The sequence below is a fragment of the Cysteiniphilum sp. 19S12-1 genome, assembly GCF_052030685.1.
Taxonomy (GTDB): domain Bacteria; phylum Pseudomonadota; class Gammaproteobacteria; order Francisellales; family Francisellaceae; genus Caedibacter.
On record NZ_JBQAJM010000024.1, the window covers coordinates 1 to 16,412 of the forward strand.

Here is a 16,412-nt window from a genome sequence, read left to right on the forward strand (position 1 = left end):
GGCGAATCAAGCAAGTTATCAAATGTATTTAAAAATGAAACATGAATGTGAGAAATTTAAAAGTGCGTAACTTCAGTGAATAAGTGAGGACACTGAATGGCAATTTATAATAGCCTAAAAATTTTGAATCAGAACGAATTTGAGGAGCTATTTGAAATTCCAAAAATTGACCCAAAAGACCGCGAGTCATTATTTGAGATAACCTCTGAAGATACTGAGTATTTAGATAATGAAACGGAAACTCACAATAAGATAAACTATGTTTTACAAGTAGGGTATTTCAGAGCAACGCGAAATTTTTATGCATTTGATTTTAATCAAGTTAAAGACGATGTCAACTACATCCAAAATAGATATTACCCTAATAGCTCAAAGAAAATCAAAGCAGTTAATAGAAACAAACACTATGCGACCCAACGCTTTATAATGCAGGCTTATGGATATCGTAGATATGACGCCAAGTTTGAACTTGAACTTACTAAGCAGGCAAATCGTTTATCTCAAAGGGACTTAACACCACGATTTATTTTTGATGAATTATTGCACTACTGTGAACAATATCAAATAGTTCGTCCAAAGTATTCAACACTGCAATCAATAGTATCAAGAGCCATTACACGAGAAGAAAAGAGATTGCTTACAAAATTGGGCAACCTTTTGGATAAGGCATCCCGAGTCACTATTGATGGGCTTATTTCCAACGAAAAAACAATTTCTGATCTTGCTCTACTTAAAAAAGATCCCAAAGGTCTAACTACTAGCGAGATGGAAAAAGAACTAGCAAAACAAAATAATATTTTGATGGTCTTTGAAAAGTCAAAGCATATGGTTTCTAAGTTGGGCATATCAAGACAGAATTTACAATATTACTCTGAGTTGTGTGATTACTACGACTCATATCGAGTACGTGCATTTAGCAAGCAAAAGGCTAGACTATTAATGCTTTGCTTGATTTGGCAAAGATTTACCAAGATCAATGACCACCTGATAGACTATTTTATTTATAAAACCAACTGGTATGAAACCGAAGCGTCAACAGAAGCAAGAAACTGTGTTTATGAGGCTAAGGTAAAAGCTAGTAGAGATAAGATAATTGCAAGCAAAATGCTGAAAATTGTTCATGATAAAGAAGTCGCACCTGAGGAGATTAGACCAAACTGTTATGAAATTGTTAACGAAGACAAATTTACCGACTTCACTGATAAACTTGCCAAACCAGACCTTGATGAAGAAGGGTATGTATGGCGCTATTATGCTCGTGAAAATGCTGCCAGAAAGCGCAACTTACGCAATATCGCATTGAGTTTATGTATTGATTTTAATAATGAAACGGCATTAAAGGACGGTCTAGAATATGCCAAAGCATATTGGCAATCATCAGATAAGACAAAAGACCCTGTTGCTAAAGGCGTGCCAATAGAGTTTATTCCCAAATCAAAACGCAAATACATTTTTTATAAAAAGGCAGTCAAAACCTCACCTAAATCTAAAAGAACGAAAAACTTGAGCTACATTGATATTAAACGCTATGAAATGGCACTCTATCAAGCTTTATCAACAGCGATATCTGCTGGTAATATCTTTATTCCAGATAGTGTTGGTTATCGCAGCTTGGAAGCTGAACTAATTGCTAATCACATATGGGGAAAAGACAAAAAGACGATCTTAACATCGCTAGCGGATTGTATAAATACCAAGCCAATAAATGAAATACTCATTGAATTAAAAGATACACTCAATGAATTGTATAAAGGTGTTAATCAACGCATTAAGTCTGGTGCAAACAAGCATATTAAAATCAACGTAGACAAAGACAATATTATTACTTGGAAATTGCCCTACAAAAAAGAAGCTGATGCAGCTGATAATCCGTACTATGAGAAATTCAAAACCATTGGTATTGCTGACGTTATTGACTTTACCGCTAACAAAACAAACTTCTATGATAGCTTAAGCCACCTTGTGAGCAGGGGTGCCAAATCAAAGGCTAAGCCTGAGCATATTAAAGCTTATCTTGTATCACAAGGTGAAGCCATAGGACATAAAAAAACAGCAGAGTCATCTGATGTCAGTTATCAAAACCTCATTGATATGGAGGGTAAATTTATCCGAGTGGATTCATTGGTTGAAGCAGGTGATATTATCATAGATGCCATTTCCGATTTACCCATATTTAAATACTACAATCTCTCTGATTATGGTATTCATGCGAGTTTAGATGGGCAAAAGCTCGAAACCAAATATCAAACCGTGTTATCCCGATATTCCACAAAGTATTTTGGTTATGGTAAAGGCGTTGTCTCTTATAGCTTAATTGCTAATCATCTACCTGTAAGCACTAAGATCATTGGCGCTAATGAACATGAGAGCCATTATGTTTTGGATATCATCTACAATAACAACAGCGATTTAAAAATCAAAGCCGTCTCAGGTGATATGCATTCAATAAATCGTGTTAATTTTGCGTTATTGTATTTATTTGGTTATGACTTTATGCCAAGAATTACGCAGATGCACTTAAAAGCAGAACAATCATTGGTTGCTTTCAAAGATATGAAAGGCTTTAAAAATGACATAATTAAGCCATCTAGCATCATTGATGAAGAGCTAATCACCAGTGAGTGGGATGAAATCCAACGAATTTTGGCATCTATTGCGCGCAAAGATGTGTCACAAAGTACGATCATAAAAAAACTGTCATCATACTCTCGAAAAAATAGAACGCTTAAAGCGCTAATTGAGTTTGATAAGATCATTATGAGTATTTACATGCTCAGATATATCGATGATATTCAGCTAAGAAGAAATGTACATCGAGCATTAAATCGTGGTGAAGCCTTCCATCAAATACGCTCTGCGTTATTCCAAGTCAATGGCAAAAAAATCCTTGGTAAGTCTGAAAATGCGCTTGAAATCAGTAATCAATGCAATCGAGTATTAGCTTGCTGTATTATTTATTACAACGCTTCATTACTATCAGAGCTATTAACACAGGCTGAGGCAAGAGGTGATGAAAAACTGTGTAAGCAAATTAAGCGGCTTTCACCTGTAGCATGGCAACATATTAGCCTGCTTGGAAATTTTGTTTTTTGTGGAAACGCTCAAAGCCTTGACATTAAAGGAATTGTGGAAAGTGTACTTGCTAAATTTGACTGAAAAGCAAGTGGCTACAACCTATATGTAATAAGGGCTAACATCACTTTGATAGTACAAACCAGTGCTATCTGGAATTAACCCCTATTCATCAAAATCCCAGTTGCGATAAGGGTGGTATGGCAGCTGGTGGGCATTGGGATCCCAACAATAAAGGAAGTCATCAAGGACCTTATGGTAATGGGCATTTGGGCGATCTACCGATATTATATGTTGATAAAGAAGGTGATGCCAACTCACCGGTATTTGCGCCTAGAATACATAACTTAAACGAAATTAAAGGGCATAGCTTAATGATTCACTCAGGAGGAGATAATTATTCTGATCATCCAGAGGCGCTTGGCGGTGGAGGGGCTAGAATGTGGTGTGGTGTTATTCAATAAAACTCAAGTTGCATTTAGAGATTACTTATTTCCCAATACAAAAACTACTAAATATCTCACCTAATAGATCATCCGCACTAAACTCACCAGTAATCGAGGAAAGTTGCTTTTGGGCAAGATTTAACTCTTCGGCTAATAGTTCACCATCTTTATGCGTTAAGTGGGTAAACGCCATCTCCAGATGGCTTTGGGCTTGACGTAAGGCATTAATGTGACGTTTTCTGGCGGTAAAAACGCCTTCAGTTGTTTGCTCATAGCCAATGGCTTTAAGCAGATAATCGCGTAATTTATTGATGCCAATATCATGTTTAGCAGAAATATACAGGTGATTGTCGTGATTTTCTTTATGAGCATCGCTAAGATCCACTTTGTTGTAGATATAGGTAATTGGAATATGACTAGGAATGTGCGTGAAAAACTCAGGGGCAAGCTCTGTGATCTTGTGATCTTTGGTGTCATTGATATCAGCAACCAATAGGATATGATCAGCTTTTTTAATTGCCTCCAACGCGCGTCTAACACCTTCGGTTTCAATCACGTCATTGCTGACTCTAAGTCCGGCAGTATCAATAATATGCACAGGAATGCCATTTATTTGGATATATTCACGTAAGGTATCACGAGTGGTTCCTTCAATATCGGTAACAATTGCACTTTCCTTGCCGGCTAAGGCGTTTAATAGGCTTGATTTACCGGCATTTGGTTTGCCAGCGATGACGATCTCAACTCCCTCACGTAATAGTGCACCTTGTTTGGAGTTATGCAGCACTGAGTCAACATTCTGCTGCACTTGTAATAATTGTGTTTTGATATGCTCATCAGCTAAAAAGTCGATTTCTTCTTCAGGAAAATCAATCGCTGCTTCAACATGAATGCGTAAGTGAATTAAAGATTCAACTAAGGTGTCAATATGCTGAGAGAAATCTCCTTGTAATGATCGCATCGCTGACTTAGCTGCCTGTTCAGATGAAGCATCAATCATATCTGCAATCGCTTCAGCCTGAGCTAAATCAATTTTGTCATTAAGGTAAGCACGTTCGGTAAACTCACCAGGCTTGGCAAGGCGTGCACCGTGTTCAATAGCGGTCTGTAAAATAAGGTTTAATACCACGGGACCACCATGGGCTTGCAGCTCAACAACATCTTCACCGGTATAGGAATGAGGTGCTTTGAAATATAATGCAATACCTTGATCTAATGTTTCATCATTGATGTCTTTAAATGGCAGAAAGTGAGCATGTCTTGCTTTAAGAGGCGTTTGTGCAATCTTATGCGCAATTGCATAAGACTCTTTGCCGGAAATGCGAATAATACCCACGCCACCCTTTCCAGGTGCTGTAGCAATTGCGGCAATTGTATCAGAGTTGATAAGCATTTTAAGGTTAAGTACATAATATAAATATGCAGGTTAGGATAGCGGATTTTATAACGCTCGTGAATCATTTTGCAGTGTTTAATATCGAAGAAGTTTTTGATACTTTTGTGTGATTGGATTGCAGCTAATAGCTAGGACTATTAGCTAAAAAATCAATCTGAGCTTTAGGCGTTGTTAATTTATTAAAGAGTTGACGGGCTTGAGTCAAATCAAATTCTGGGATTTGCTCAAAATACCAAGTAATGTGTTTGCGCGCAAAACGTACGCCCATGTAATCACCATAAAAGTTATGCATGGCTTTGACATGCTCAATGATGATATTTAATTTTTGTGTGAAGTTAGGTGATGGATGATAGCTTCCAGTTTGCAAAAAGTCGTTGATTTGCTGAAATAGCCAAGGATTGCCATGCGCAGCTCTGCCAATCATTAAGGCATCAGCTTGGGTATACTCAAGGACTTGTTTGGCTTTTTCAGGTGCGGTGATATCACCATTAGCAATGACGGGTATATTAATGCGCTGTTTAATTTCAGCAATGAGATCATATTCAGCATGACCTGTATATTTCTGATCGCGCGTACGACCATGAATAGTAAGTGTTTGAATACCCGCATTCTCTGCAATCTGCGCAATTTTTAAGGCATTTTTATTATTCTTGCTCCAACCGGTACGAATCTTTAAGGTCACAGGGACATTGACTGCATTTACGACGGCACAGAGAATTTCATCGACTAATTGCTCATTTTGCATCAGTGCAGAACCTGCTAATTTATTGCAGACTTTTTTAGCCGGACAGCCCATATTGATATCAATAATATCGGCACCTTTTTCAACGTTTAAAATCGCTGATTCAGCAAGCATATCAGGATCCCCGCCAGCGATTTGAATAATCTTGGGGGCGACCTCATCGCTATGATCAATACGGCGTTGTGTTTTGGTCGTTTCATATAGATGCTTGTGTGACCAAACCATTTCTGATACGACCCAACCGGCACCATGTGTTTTACACAGCTTACGAAAGGGTAAGTCAGTCACGCCTGCCATGGGTGCCAAAAATAACATATTATCTGAGTGAAACTGACCGATTTTCATGCTTTTTTACGGCTTGCGAATGCCTGATATTAATGTCCATTCATCCTTGAAAGTGGGTTCATTTAATACAAAATAAGGTGAGAATGCTTTGATAATATCATCCACTTGCTCTTGTAAAATACCCGATAAAGCAAGCTTGCCATGCGGTTTAACAAAATCAGCAATAATTTCTTTAAGGTCAATTAAGATACCGGCAAGAATATTGGCAATTAAAATATCGGCTTTGACTGACTTAGGTGCTTCATCTGGTAGATAAGCAGTGAAATTAGCATTAATGTCATTTTTCTCAGCATTAGCGTGGGTTGCTAAAATCGCTTGTGGATCATTGTCAATAGCAATGACGTCATGCGCGCCTAGTTTCTTGGCAGCAACTGCCAAAATGCCAGAACCGCAGCCGAGATCGATTACATGATCTTTGGCAGAGACATGATGCTCAAGCCATTCAAGACACAAAGCAGTTGTTTGATGTGTCCCTGTACCAAAGGCAAGCCCTGGATCAAGGAGGATGTTGACTTGATCGTCACTATGGATTTCTGGTGTGCACCAACTTGGATAAATCCATAAGCGACGCCCAAATTGCATCGGTTTGAAATCGTCCATCCACGTGCGTGTCCAATCTTGATCAGCAAATTCACGTGTATGAATGTCGCCAATAATATTGAGCTTTAATGCGCTTTCATCAAGTGATGTGGTAATGTCAGATAGCTGATATTCTTCAGTAAAAAGTGCAACTAAAACCACTTCATCCCATAGCGGATTTTCGCCTGCTTTAGGTTCAAGAATTGGCTGATCTTTAGCATCTTGATAAGTAACAGAACAAGCGCCTTGTGCTAAAAGATAGTCTTCTAATGCTTCAAGGTTAGCTTTAAGACAAGTAAGGGATAATTCTTTCCACAACATGATTTTATGCTTTATCACGCTCTAGCATTTTTTCAAGATAGTGGATATTAGTACCACCATTTTGGAATTCGCGCTCAGCAAGAATTTTATGATGCAATGGAATATTTGTTTTAATGCCGCTGATAATCATTTCTTCAAGTGCACTTTGCATGCGCTGAATGGCGATATCACGTGTGCGTGCGTGAACGATGACTTTAGCAATCATTGAGTCATAATTAGGTGGCACGAAGTATTGAGAATAAATGTGTGAGTCAACACGCACACCAGGTCCACCTGGGGCGTGATAGATATCAATCTTGCCAGGGCAAGGCATCATTTTCTCAGGATCTTCAGCATTGATACGGCACTCAATTGCATGCCCCATGATCTTGATGTCTTCTTGTTTAAATGTTAGTGAACCACCTGAAGCAATGCGGATTTGCTCTTTAATTAAATCGATATTGGTGATTGACTCAGTCACTGGGTGTTCAACCTGAATACGTGTGTTCATCTCGATGAAGTAGAATTCACCATTCTCGTATAAGAACTCAAAAGTTCCAGCCCCGCGATATTTAAGCATCTTACAAGCATCAACACAGCGTTTGCCGATCTCAGCACGTTGCTCGTCAGTTAATCCTACAGCAGGCGCCTCTTCAATGACTTTTTGATGACGACGTTGTGTTGAGCAGTCGCGTTCAAATAAATGAATGGCATTGCCCTCACCGTCACCAAAGACTTGAATTTCAATATGACGCGGGTTTTCAAGGAATTTCTCCATATAAACCATGTCATTATTAAAAGCCATCTTTGCTTCAGCTTGTGTCATTTCGATAAATTTCAGTAAGTCTTCTTTTTTACGCACAACACGCATGCCACGACCGCCACCACCACCGGCAGCTTTGATCATAATTGGATAACCAATGCTATCAGCCATAGCTAGATTTTTTTGTGGGTCTTTGCTAATTGGGCCATTGGAGCCAGGTACACATGGCACACCTGCTTCTTTCATAGCTTGAATCGCGGCAACCTTATCCCCCATCACACGAATGCTTTCAGCGCGTGGACCAACAAAGATAAAGCCACTAGATTCTACGGCATCGGCAAAGTCAGCATTCTCTGATAAAAAGCCATAACCTGGGTGAATTGCATCAGCGCCAGAGACTTCAGCGGCAGCGATAATTGCAGGAATATGCAAATAGCTATTTGTGGGGCTGGCAGGCCCAATACAAATGGTTTCATCAGCGAGTTTTACATGCATTAAATCGCGATCAACCGTTGAATGAACGGCAACGGTTTTAATGCCTAGTTCGCGGCATGCACGAAGGATTCTAAGTGCAATTTCACCGCGATTTGCAATTAAGAGTTTTTTAATCATATCAAACCTGTTAAAAACTATTTTTGTGTTTATCAATAAGTGATTGGCTTAGCTAATGATGAAAAGAGGTTGATCGTATTCAACGGGGGAACCATCTTCAACAAGAATTTTAAGCACAGTACCAGAGTGATCAGCTTCGATTTGATTCATAATCTTCATTGCTTCAATAATACATAAGGTATCACCTGCTTTTACGGCTTGACCTTCAGTGACGAAAGAAGAAGCACCCGGTGAAGGCGATTGATAGAAAGTGCCAACCATCGGTGACTTAACCTGTTTGCCTTGTGGCAAGGTTTCAGCTGGTTTTGCAGCAGATGCAGCTTGTTGAGTTTGTGGTTCAAAAGTAGCAGTTTGTTGCGGCATAGCAGCAGGGGTATGATGAATAAATTGCTGTGGAGCCAAAGCATTCACAGGTTGAGGATGACTGCCAGTGATGCGAATGGAAGTTTCGCCTTCTTTGATTTCAATTTCGTTAACATTTGATTTTTCAATCAATGCGATCAGTTGTTCAATCTTTTGAATATCCATCTGTTTTAATTAACCTTTGTTTAAATTTAACTTTATGTTTAACTCATTCCAACCAGACATTGTTGCGGCAAATGATCAAAATGTCACGTGTTGTTTTCGCTTTTTAGGCGTGGGTTTTATCTAGATATTATCTTGTAAACCGTTATATGCAATTGTGTTGACAATAATCAATCGCCGCATGCATGGAAAGTTCATAGCTTTTAGCCCCCATACCGGAAACGATGCCGTAAGCAATGTCAGATAAGTAAGAATGATGGCGAAAAAGCTCGCGTTTATCGGGGTTTGATAGATGTGTTTCAATAAAAGGGATGTTGATGGCAAGGAGTGCATCACGGATGGCGACACTAGTATGTGTGTAAGCTGCTGGGTTAATGATAATAAAGTCATAATTGCCTTGAGCTTGCTGCAATTGATCAACGATCGCGCCTTCATGGTTTGACTGAAAACAGCTGCAATGCATTTTTTTTGACTCAGCAAGCTCAATAAGCTTGTTATTTACATTGTCTAATGTTGCAGTGCCGTAAATATCCGTCTCGCGTTGACCTAGTAAGTTTAAGTTAGGTCCGTGGATAACCAATATTTTTGCCATTTATTCGCTCTCCTTAATTAAATTAATTGCATCAACCTGATGGATTTCCTGTGTATCAATGCAGTAAGCCGTTAATTTGCCACCCCAAACACAACCTGTATCAATTGCAATGCAGCGTGGATTATTGCTCACACCATTAAGTGCTGCCCAGTGACCAAACACAAGTGTGTATTTGGCATCAATTTTGGCATTAGGAATATTAAACCATGCATCAAGATGATCAGGTTTGTTCTTAAGTTCACCTTTAAAAGAAAAGTCCAAACGACCATCCTGATCACATAAACGCATGCGTGTGAAGTAGTTAGCAATGCAGCGCCAACGGTTAACTGCTTCTAAGTCATCTTGCCAAAAATTAGGCTCATTACCAAATAGGTTGCTCATAAAAAGCTGAAAGCACATATCGGTTTGTAATACAAATTCAAGCTCAAGCCCCAAGCGTTTGGCTTTTTTAAGTGACCAGATTGGTGGGATACCGGCATGAGTAATGATGTGTTTTTTATGGCTGTAAAGAAAATGTTGTTGACGCAACCATTGGAGTAATTCGCTTTTATCATCCGCTTCTAGAATGCGGTTAAGTGTGTCTTTTTTAGCAGTTGGTAAATAACCATAGGCAATGGCAAGAAGATATAAATCATGATTGCCTAAAACCACTTTGGCAGATTTGCCTAAAGATTTAATAAAGCGCAGCACTTCGAGCGATTGCGGCCCGCGATTAACAACGTCACCGGCAAAAATAAGCTTGTCATCGTTAGGATTAAACTGAATTTTATCAATTAATTGCATCAATTCGGTATAGCAACCTTGAACATCACCAATCACATAACTCGCCATTTATAGTGCTCCTATATGGTTACTTAGCTTAACAAAGTCAGCAATGCTTAGATTTTCAGGGCGAAGTGTTAAATCAACGGGTAAGTTCTCTAGTTCACCTGAGGGCACAAGCGCCTTGAGATTGTTGCGCAAAGTCTTGCGACGCATCTGAAAAGCTTGTTTAACGACCTTGGCAAAAAGCATGTAATCATTAGCAATAAATGGTAGTTCATTATATGGAGTTAAGCGCAGAATGCGCGATTCGACTTTTGGTTTAGGGTGAAATGCAGTTGCCGGAACAGTGAATAACGCTTCACATTTGAAGTGATATTGCAGCATGACACTTAAGCGACCATAGTTCTTCTCGGATGGAGTGGCAGCAACACGATCAACCATTTCTTTTTGTAGCATAAAATGCATATCTTTAAAAAGCGGTGCGTATTTGATTAAATGAAAAAGAATCGGTGAGGAGATATTATAAGGCAAGTTACCAATGAGCTTTATTTTTTCGCCATGATAAAAGTCATTAAAGTTAACGGTGAGTACATCTTGTTGGCAAATGTTAAGTTTGCCGTACATCGCGCAAGCAGCTTTTAATGGTAGGATCACATCTTCATCAAATTCGATCACTTGGATAGCTTTGGTGATTTTAAGAATATGGCGTGTCAATGCGCCAAGACCAGGGCCAATCTCAATAACATCATCATCTGCTTTTATTCCAGATTGATGGATGATATTGGCAATAATGTTTTCATCTTGTAAAAAATTTTGCCCTAAAGACTTTTTGGCTTTATGCATTTAATGTCTCTTATTTTTATTTTTTATGCCTCAGGCAAATTTAAATTTTGATCAACAATCTCTACATAGGCGCTATCACGCAATGATAACATCCAAGTTTTTAAGGCTTGTTGTGCGTTCTCGTTAAATAACGCCATCATTGCTTGCTCTTTTTGATAATTAGCGGTGTCATCTTGTTTGCGCTTTGCAAGCACCTCAATGATTTGCCAACCATTGTTTACCTTAAAAGGTGCGCTTACTTTCTTTAGTTTAGCGGCTTTAATCGCTTGTGCTAGTGCTGGCGGTTGAGTGTTTAAGCTAATCCAGCCCATGTCGCCACCATTATCGGCATTATCAAGCGCATCAGAGTTTGCCTTGGCAAGGTCGCTAAATGACTGGTGATTGTCAAGGGCGGTTAAAATACGCATTAATTTGGCTTTAGCATCATTGTCAGTCATCACAGGGGACGTATTGATCACGATTTGTTGAACATGATATTGCTCAACAAAGTGTTTGGCACTATCCGGTGTTTTGCTGTCAGCGAGCTCAATAATTTGAACACTGCCATTAGCAATAAATGGGGTGCTAATTTGTCCATTTTGTAGCGTTTCAACTTCATTTTGGTAAATGCTTGGCAGTTGGTTAAGTGTCTTCCAATCAAGCGAACCACCACTACTTGCATTACCTGCTTGTGAGTACTTTTTGGCAGCATCAGCAAAGGTGGTTTTCTTGTCTTTAATCGATTGGATAATCTCTTTTGCTTGGGCTATGACTTTTTGTTGATCTTCAGTCGTTGGGTTCTCAGGTAAAGATAAAACGATATTGTTAACTAAGTACTCAGTCTGATTATCACTGAAGTGCTTTTTAATATACTTATCAACTTCTGTTGGTGAGATATAAACCTTACCTGCCACGGCACGCTGCTGTAGTTTGTTAATAATGAGTTGATCTTTGACCGTTTGATAATAGGTGCTGTAGTCTAATTTTGAGGATTTAAGTTTTTCTTTGAGCTGTGCCAATGTAATGCCATTTTGTGCGGTTACTTCGGCGATTGAGTTATTGACTTCATCATCGCTAACCGTGATCCCTTGACGTTTTGCCATTTGTAGGGCAATGGTTTGATTGATCAATTGCTGCAAGACTTGGCGTTGCAGCGTTAGATTGTCTGGAATTTGCGCATTAGGATTGCTATCAAGTTGTGCTTTGGTTTTGGCAACTTCGATATTTAATTGTTCTAAGGTGATCGCCTGATCATTAACGATGGCAACAATCTCGTTGATTAAATGTTTGCCTTTGATGGTGGTATTTTGCGCATGTGTGACGCCCGGTTTTTGTAGCAAGGCAGGAGGTGTGTTAGCAAGTGCCAAAGAGCTAAGAGCAAGTGTGCTGGCAAAAGCCATGAATTTAGTGCGTAAGTGCATGAAAAAATCAACTAAAGCTTAGTAATGCCTAGCATTATATACACATAGTTATACCCATCACAAACCATTTTACACTATTTCTGCTATTGAATTTTTAGCACTTTTGAGCGATCGAATTTTGTTAATAGTCCTAGCTATTATCTGCACTTCAATCGCTCAAAATCATCAAAAACTTCTTCAGCATTAAGCATCGCAAAATGATTTACGATGGGTATAGGTGTTGAATAGTCTTTCTCAGCGTTAGTTAAAACCACCGTTTGGTGTATAGCCTGGAATCATGGTTAGACGCTCATCAAGCGAGCTTTCACTACTGCCGCCTAATCCTTTTAATTCAAACTGAACAATAAAGGCATTGGTCAATGGTCCTGTGATGTTGGTTGGGTTGTTAGGGTCGCTTGATGAGTTAACATAGCGTTGTGCCAAGAAACGCACCGCCCAGCTGCAAGCATCGTATTGAATGCCGGCAAACATATTTGTCGTATGTCTTGAGTTAAATGCGTAACTCCAAAGACCGGTGACTGACCAATGTGGTGTTAAGCGCCATATGCTTGAAACAGTCACTTGTGATAATGGATCAGGTAAGTTGCCTGCCTGAATTTCTGCAGGCGTTAATGCGGCGTAGTTATTTTTGATGTTTTGATATGCCACATTAAAGATGTGGCTATTATCAGGCATATATTGGACTTGATAAGTCTGTGAGTCGACATTATTGTTGATCGGGTTGTAAGTGCCTGAGGTCATTAATTGCCAATGTGGCAAAAAGCGATAATTAAAAAATGCCGCAATATCAGAAGTGAAGCTGTCGTGGAAAGGTACATACGAGTTCGCGCAATTAGCGTTTGTGCCAGAACACAACGATACTTTGCGATTCGCAAAGTAGAGAATCTGCCCGATGCCGGCGCTCAATACATTCATACCGGTGTCTTGGTCATTGACCGAAGTCTCAAGTGCGTAAGAGATTTGATTGGCATTGTTAATGCGATCAATTCCAGTAAAGATATTGTTTTGGAATAAAGATGCGTAACTGAAGTTACTTATAGATGTGTCAAACAATGGGATATTGCTTTGGTTTTGATACGGAATGTATGTGTAAAATAGTCGTGGTTCTAGCGTTTGTGTGTAGTTATGATCATTGAAACTAAATTTGCGATCAAAATATAAGCCGGTGTCAATGTTAATAATTGGCAAACTTCTTATGATATTCTGCTCAGGGTATTGATTCTGACTGAAGTTAGTAGTGCTTGTTGAAGTTACTGCGCTTCTATTTTGCAAAGTATATGCAGTTTCAGATAGCGTCAGTGATGGCGTAAAAAAGCCCCAGCTTTTCTGAAAAGGGAAGCTTACTTTCGGCGCGCTATAATAACGTTGACCTTCAACTTGTGATACGCCATTTAAGCTCGGTTTAGTAAAGTAGGTGAACTGATTGTCCCAGTTGAAATCCATGTGTGGTAGGAGCCCTGGGTAAGTTGCATTGGCGTTGATTTGAGGCAAAGTTGAATAAGGTCGGTTCGCCAGATACATCGTATCATCAATGACATCGTATGATTGCACAGTTGTATTGAAATTCCAGTGTGGATCGTTGTAACTAACCGAGGCTTGACGATCAAGTAAAGTTTGTGTTGAAAGACCAATATTGTCACTATCAAAGTCATTGTAGAAATCTTTGTCACCAATGTATTGGTAGTTGATATAGCTTGACCAGTTTCTGCCATATTGACCATTGTCAGTAAAAGAGAGAGCTTTGCGATCCGTGTTATTGCGTCTGTCATGCGGCATATATTGCACATCAAGATTGCCGCTTTGTGTTTCAGTTAGATAACGGAAGTTACCATCTAGTAAGATTCCGCGATGATTGTAAATGGTTGGTGTTAATAACAAGTCATAATTAGGCGCCATATTCCAATAAAAAGGAGTGGATAAATAATAACCAGAATTGCTATTGTAGCCTGCCGTTGGATATAAAAAACCGGTGCGTCGGCGGTTATCAATCGGAAAAGTCATATATGGCCAATATAAAATAGGCACATCCTTAACATAAAATAATGTGTTATAAGCGGTTCCTAAGCCGGATTCTCGATCAAGGTCAATCGTCGTGGCGCTTAACATCCAGTCATTGCCGTAGGGATTATCTGTGGCATAGGTTGCTTTTTTTAGCGTGTAATCCGTTTTGCTCTTTTGAATGATCTGCTTGGCATGACCATGAGCGTAACCTGTGAAGTTATTGGCTTTGTTGCCGATTTCATCAGAGGTTAGATTCGCCATTGATCCACCAGGCTTTTGGCGTACTCGAATTAAATAGTAAGTGTCATCAAGTGTTGCTGTGTTAGTGCTGATATTAGCTTGTCCTTGTGAGCCAATCGCCAGCTGCCCAGGTTGACTCAAGTTAACGTTACCGGTTAAGTCAATCTGATCGATTTTTTTGTCTTTGTTTTGTTTTAAAACAGCCTTGTCAGCAGCAAGGTATTGATTACCTTTGTTAACCTCAACTGCACCTTCTGCAGTAATAGTCCCGCTTCGGGCATATTGATACTGTTGGGCATTGATTTTGGCTTCATCAGAGGGGTTTTTGTTAATCGGTGTCTGATAATAGTAACCGCCACAAATATTATTTGGATTGTTTGTGGGAACCCAGCCTAAGGCATCAGCAATAATTTGCTTCTTTTCTTTAGGTAACACGCCTTTTTTAAATAAGTCGGCATTATTGTTATTAACTTCAATACATTTCCACGCATCACCGTCGGCGCTACATTGCCAAGCTTTCTGCAAAGGATTTTCAACGGTGATTTTACTAAGTCCAATACCAGGGATGGCGCAAAGCATTGCCAAGGGCAAAATTTTTCGGTGTAAATTTGTAAATTTGTTCATTGAATAAATATTATCCTTTTGCCTATTTGCTAGGAATTCTAGGTTTCATCAAACCAAAACTACTGCTATTCTATCGCGTTGTTGTTAGATTTCTAGGAAAAAGTCGTGCAATCTAGGTTTTTACAGATTATTGAATGGCTACAAGCGCTATTTCCAAATACGGAACCAACTTTGGTGCCGATTGTTGGTGATGCCAGTTTTCGTCAGTACTATCGCGTTAACCTTGAAAATAAGAGCTATGTCGTGATGGATGCGCCGTTGGATCGAGAAAAACCCGATGTGTTTTTTAGGGTTACGCGTCTTTTGCGTTACTTTAATTTGCAAACGCCAGAGTGTTATGCTTATGACCAAGAAAGCGGTTTTTTATTATTAGATGATTTTGGTGATACTCAACTTTATCATGCAGTGCATGCTGAAAAAAATATTAACCAATATGATCAGGTGTTGGCATTGATTCCAAAGTTTTGGCAGATTGAAAAGGCACTTTTCCCTAATTATGAAAAAACAAAGCTCGCTTCAGAGCTTGATGTTATGAAACTATGGTTTTGGCAATGGTTAGGGCTTGATGCGGAAACTTTGCACTCATTGGAGGCGCCATATCACCAGTTGCAACAGATGCTTGTTAGCAATGCGCTAGAGCAACCCAATGTGTTTGTGTTTAGAGATTTTCACAGCAAAAATATGATGTGCTTACCGGATAAAACATTAGGGTTAATTGATTTTCAAGATGCGGTGAACGGTCCGCTTACCTATGATTTGGTGTCTGTCTTAAAAGATTGTTATTTAACCTTGCCTGCGCAGTTTATTGATCAAAGTGTAGATACATATTATTGTATGGCGAAAGATCAAGGATTGTTGAATCAAGAAATAACACGAGATAAATATAGATACTGGTTTGATCTGACGGGATTGCAACGGCATTTGAAATGTTTGGGTATTTTTACACGCCAAGACATTCAGAATAAACGTAAAAATTACCTATGTTATTTGCCACGAGTGATGCATTATATTGACGAAGTACTATCTAGGTACAAAGAACTGGCATTTTTTAATGATGTTTGGCAACAGTTCGTCGTGCCTTTCTATGAAACAAAAATTAAAGCATTTAAAAATAAACCCGTTCCCGTTAAATTTGATACCATTGGTAGTGTATTTGAAAATCAGTAG

Annotated in this window: 12 protein-coding genes and 1 pseudogene; 3 read left to right on the top strand and 10 right to left on the bottom strand. The window is 39.1% G+C overall.

Annotation, left to right across the window (positions count from 1 at the left end):
* Positions 1 to 96: 96 nt before the first annotated feature.
* Both ACTS4L_RS08465 and ACTS4L_RS08470 read left to right on the top strand, forming a co-directional pair.
* Positions 97 to 3,156, top strand: a complete 3,060-nt coding sequence (locus tag ACTS4L_RS08465) for a Tn3 family transposase (RefSeq protein WP_440651940.1) — start codon at positions 97 to 99, stop codon at positions 3,154 to 3,156.
* An 83-nt stretch (positions 3,157 to 3,239) separates the two neighbouring features.
* Positions 3,240 to 3,536, top strand: a pseudogene (locus ACTS4L_RS08470) (superoxide dismutase family protein); the annotation flags it as partial.
* Positions 3,537 to 3,561: 25 nt separating this feature from the next.
* Here ACTS4L_RS08470 and mnmE read toward each other — a convergent pair.
* From mnmE to ACTS4L_RS08520, 10 genes are all read right to left on the bottom strand, one after another.
* A complete protein-coding gene (gene mnmE / locus ACTS4L_RS08475; RefSeq protein WP_440617224.1) occupies positions 3,562 to 4,911 on the bottom strand; it encodes a tRNA uridine-5-carboxymethylaminomethyl(34) synthesis GTPase MnmE in 1,350 nt (449 codons plus the stop codon).
* Between the two features lie 124 nt (positions 4,912 to 5,035).
* A complete protein-coding gene (dusB, locus tag ACTS4L_RS08480) occupies positions 5,036 to 6,001 on the bottom strand; it encodes a tRNA dihydrouridine synthase DusB (RefSeq protein WP_440617223.1) in 966 nt (321 codons plus the stop codon).
* Positions 6,002 to 6,007: 6 nt separating this feature from the next.
* Positions 6,008 to 6,901 carry a 50S ribosomal protein L11 methyltransferase gene (prmA, locus tag ACTS4L_RS08485; protein WP_440617222.1) on the bottom strand — a complete coding sequence of 298 codons (894 nt, stop codon included), beginning with the start codon at positions 6,899 to 6,901 and terminating at the stop codon, positions 6,008 to 6,010.
* 4 nt (positions 6,902 to 6,905) lie between these two features.
* The gene (gene accC / locus ACTS4L_RS08490) at positions 6,906 to 8,255 is read right to left on the bottom strand and encodes an acetyl-CoA carboxylase biotin carboxylase subunit (protein ID WP_440617221.1); all 1,350 of its coding nucleotides are present in this window, start codon (positions 8,253 to 8,255) and stop codon (positions 6,906 to 6,908) included.
* 48 nt (positions 8,256 to 8,303) lie between these two features.
* Complete coding sequence (gene accB / locus ACTS4L_RS08495; RefSeq protein ID WP_440617220.1) at positions 8,304 to 8,783, bottom strand: acetyl-CoA carboxylase biotin carboxyl carrier protein; 480 nt, start codon at positions 8,781 to 8,783, stop codon at positions 8,304 to 8,306.
* Between the two features lie 142 nt (positions 8,784 to 8,925).
* Entirely contained in the window at positions 8,926 to 9,372 is a 447-nt protein-coding gene (gene aroQ / locus ACTS4L_RS08500; protein WP_440617218.1) for a type II 3-dehydroquinate dehydratase, read from the bottom strand.
* Positions 9,373 to 10,203: a symmetrical bis(5'-nucleosyl)-tetraphosphatase gene (locus ACTS4L_RS08505; RefSeq protein WP_440617217.1), complete on the bottom strand. Its 831-nt coding sequence runs from the start codon at positions 10,201 to 10,203 to the stop codon at positions 9,373 to 9,375. It lies immediately after the preceding gene.
* Positions 10,204 to 10,980: a 16S rRNA (adenine(1518)-N(6)/adenine(1519)-N(6))-dimethyltransferase RsmA gene (gene rsmA / locus ACTS4L_RS08510; protein ID WP_440617216.1), complete on the bottom strand. Its 777-nt coding sequence runs from the start codon at positions 10,978 to 10,980 to the stop codon at positions 10,204 to 10,206.
* 23 nt (positions 10,981 to 11,003) lie between these two features.
* Positions 11,004 to 12,359: a peptidylprolyl isomerase gene (locus ACTS4L_RS08515; RefSeq protein WP_440617215.1), complete on the bottom strand. Its 1,356-nt coding sequence runs from the start codon at positions 12,357 to 12,359 to the stop codon at positions 11,004 to 11,006.
* Positions 12,360 to 12,620: 261 nt separating this feature from the next.
* A complete protein-coding gene (locus ACTS4L_RS08520; protein ID WP_440617213.1) occupies positions 12,621 to 15,245 on the bottom strand; it encodes an LPS-assembly protein LptD in 2,625 nt (874 codons plus the stop codon).
* Positions 15,246 to 15,350: 105 nt separating this feature from the next.
* Here ACTS4L_RS08520 and ACTS4L_RS08525 point away from each other — a divergent pair, with 105 nt between their 5' ends.
* Complete coding sequence (locus tag ACTS4L_RS08525; protein ID WP_440617212.1) at positions 15,351 to 16,412, top strand: aminoglycoside phosphotransferase family protein; 1,062 nt, start codon at positions 15,351 to 15,353, stop codon at positions 16,410 to 16,412.

Bases quoted from the DNA above. Each gene is read 5' to 3' on its own strand.
- ACTS4L_RS08515 (WP_440617215.1), bottom strand. From the start codon at position 12,359: ATGGCTTTTGCCAGCACACTTGCTCTTAGCTCTTTGGCACTTGCTAAC.
- prmA (WP_440617222.1), bottom strand. From the start codon at position 6,901: ATGTTGTGGAAAGAATTATCCCTTACTTGTCTTAAAGCTAACCTTGAA.
- mnmE (WP_440617224.1), bottom strand. From the start codon at position 4,911: ATGCTTATCAACTCTGATACAATTGCCGCAATTGCTACAGCACCTGGA.
- rsmA (WP_440617216.1), bottom strand. From the start codon at position 10,980: ATGCATAAAGCCAAAAAGTCTTTAGGGCAAAATTTTTTACAAGATGAA.
- ACTS4L_RS08505 (WP_440617217.1), bottom strand. From the start codon at position 10,203: ATGGCGAGTTATGTGATTGGTGATGTTCAAGGTTGCTATACCGAATTG.
- aroQ (WP_440617218.1), bottom strand. From the start codon at position 9,372: ATGGCAAAAATATTGGTTATCCACGGACCTAACTTAAACTTACTAGGT.
- dusB (WP_440617223.1), bottom strand. From the start codon at position 6,001: ATGAAAATCGGTCAGTTTCACTCAGATAATATGTTATTTTTGGCACCC.
- accC (WP_440617221.1), bottom strand. From the start codon at position 8,255: ATGATTAAAAAACTCTTAATTGCAAATCGCGGTGAAATTGCACTTAGA.
- accB (WP_440617220.1), bottom strand. From the start codon at position 8,783: ATGGATATTCAAAAGATTGAACAACTGATCGCATTGATTGAAAAATCA.
- ACTS4L_RS08465 (WP_440651940.1), top strand. From the start codon at position 97: ATGGCAATTTATAATAGCCTAAAAATTTTGAATCAGAACGAATTTGAG.
- ACTS4L_RS08520 (WP_440617213.1), bottom strand. From the start codon at position 15,245: ATGAACAAATTTACAAATTTACACCGAAAAATTTTGCCCTTGGCAATG.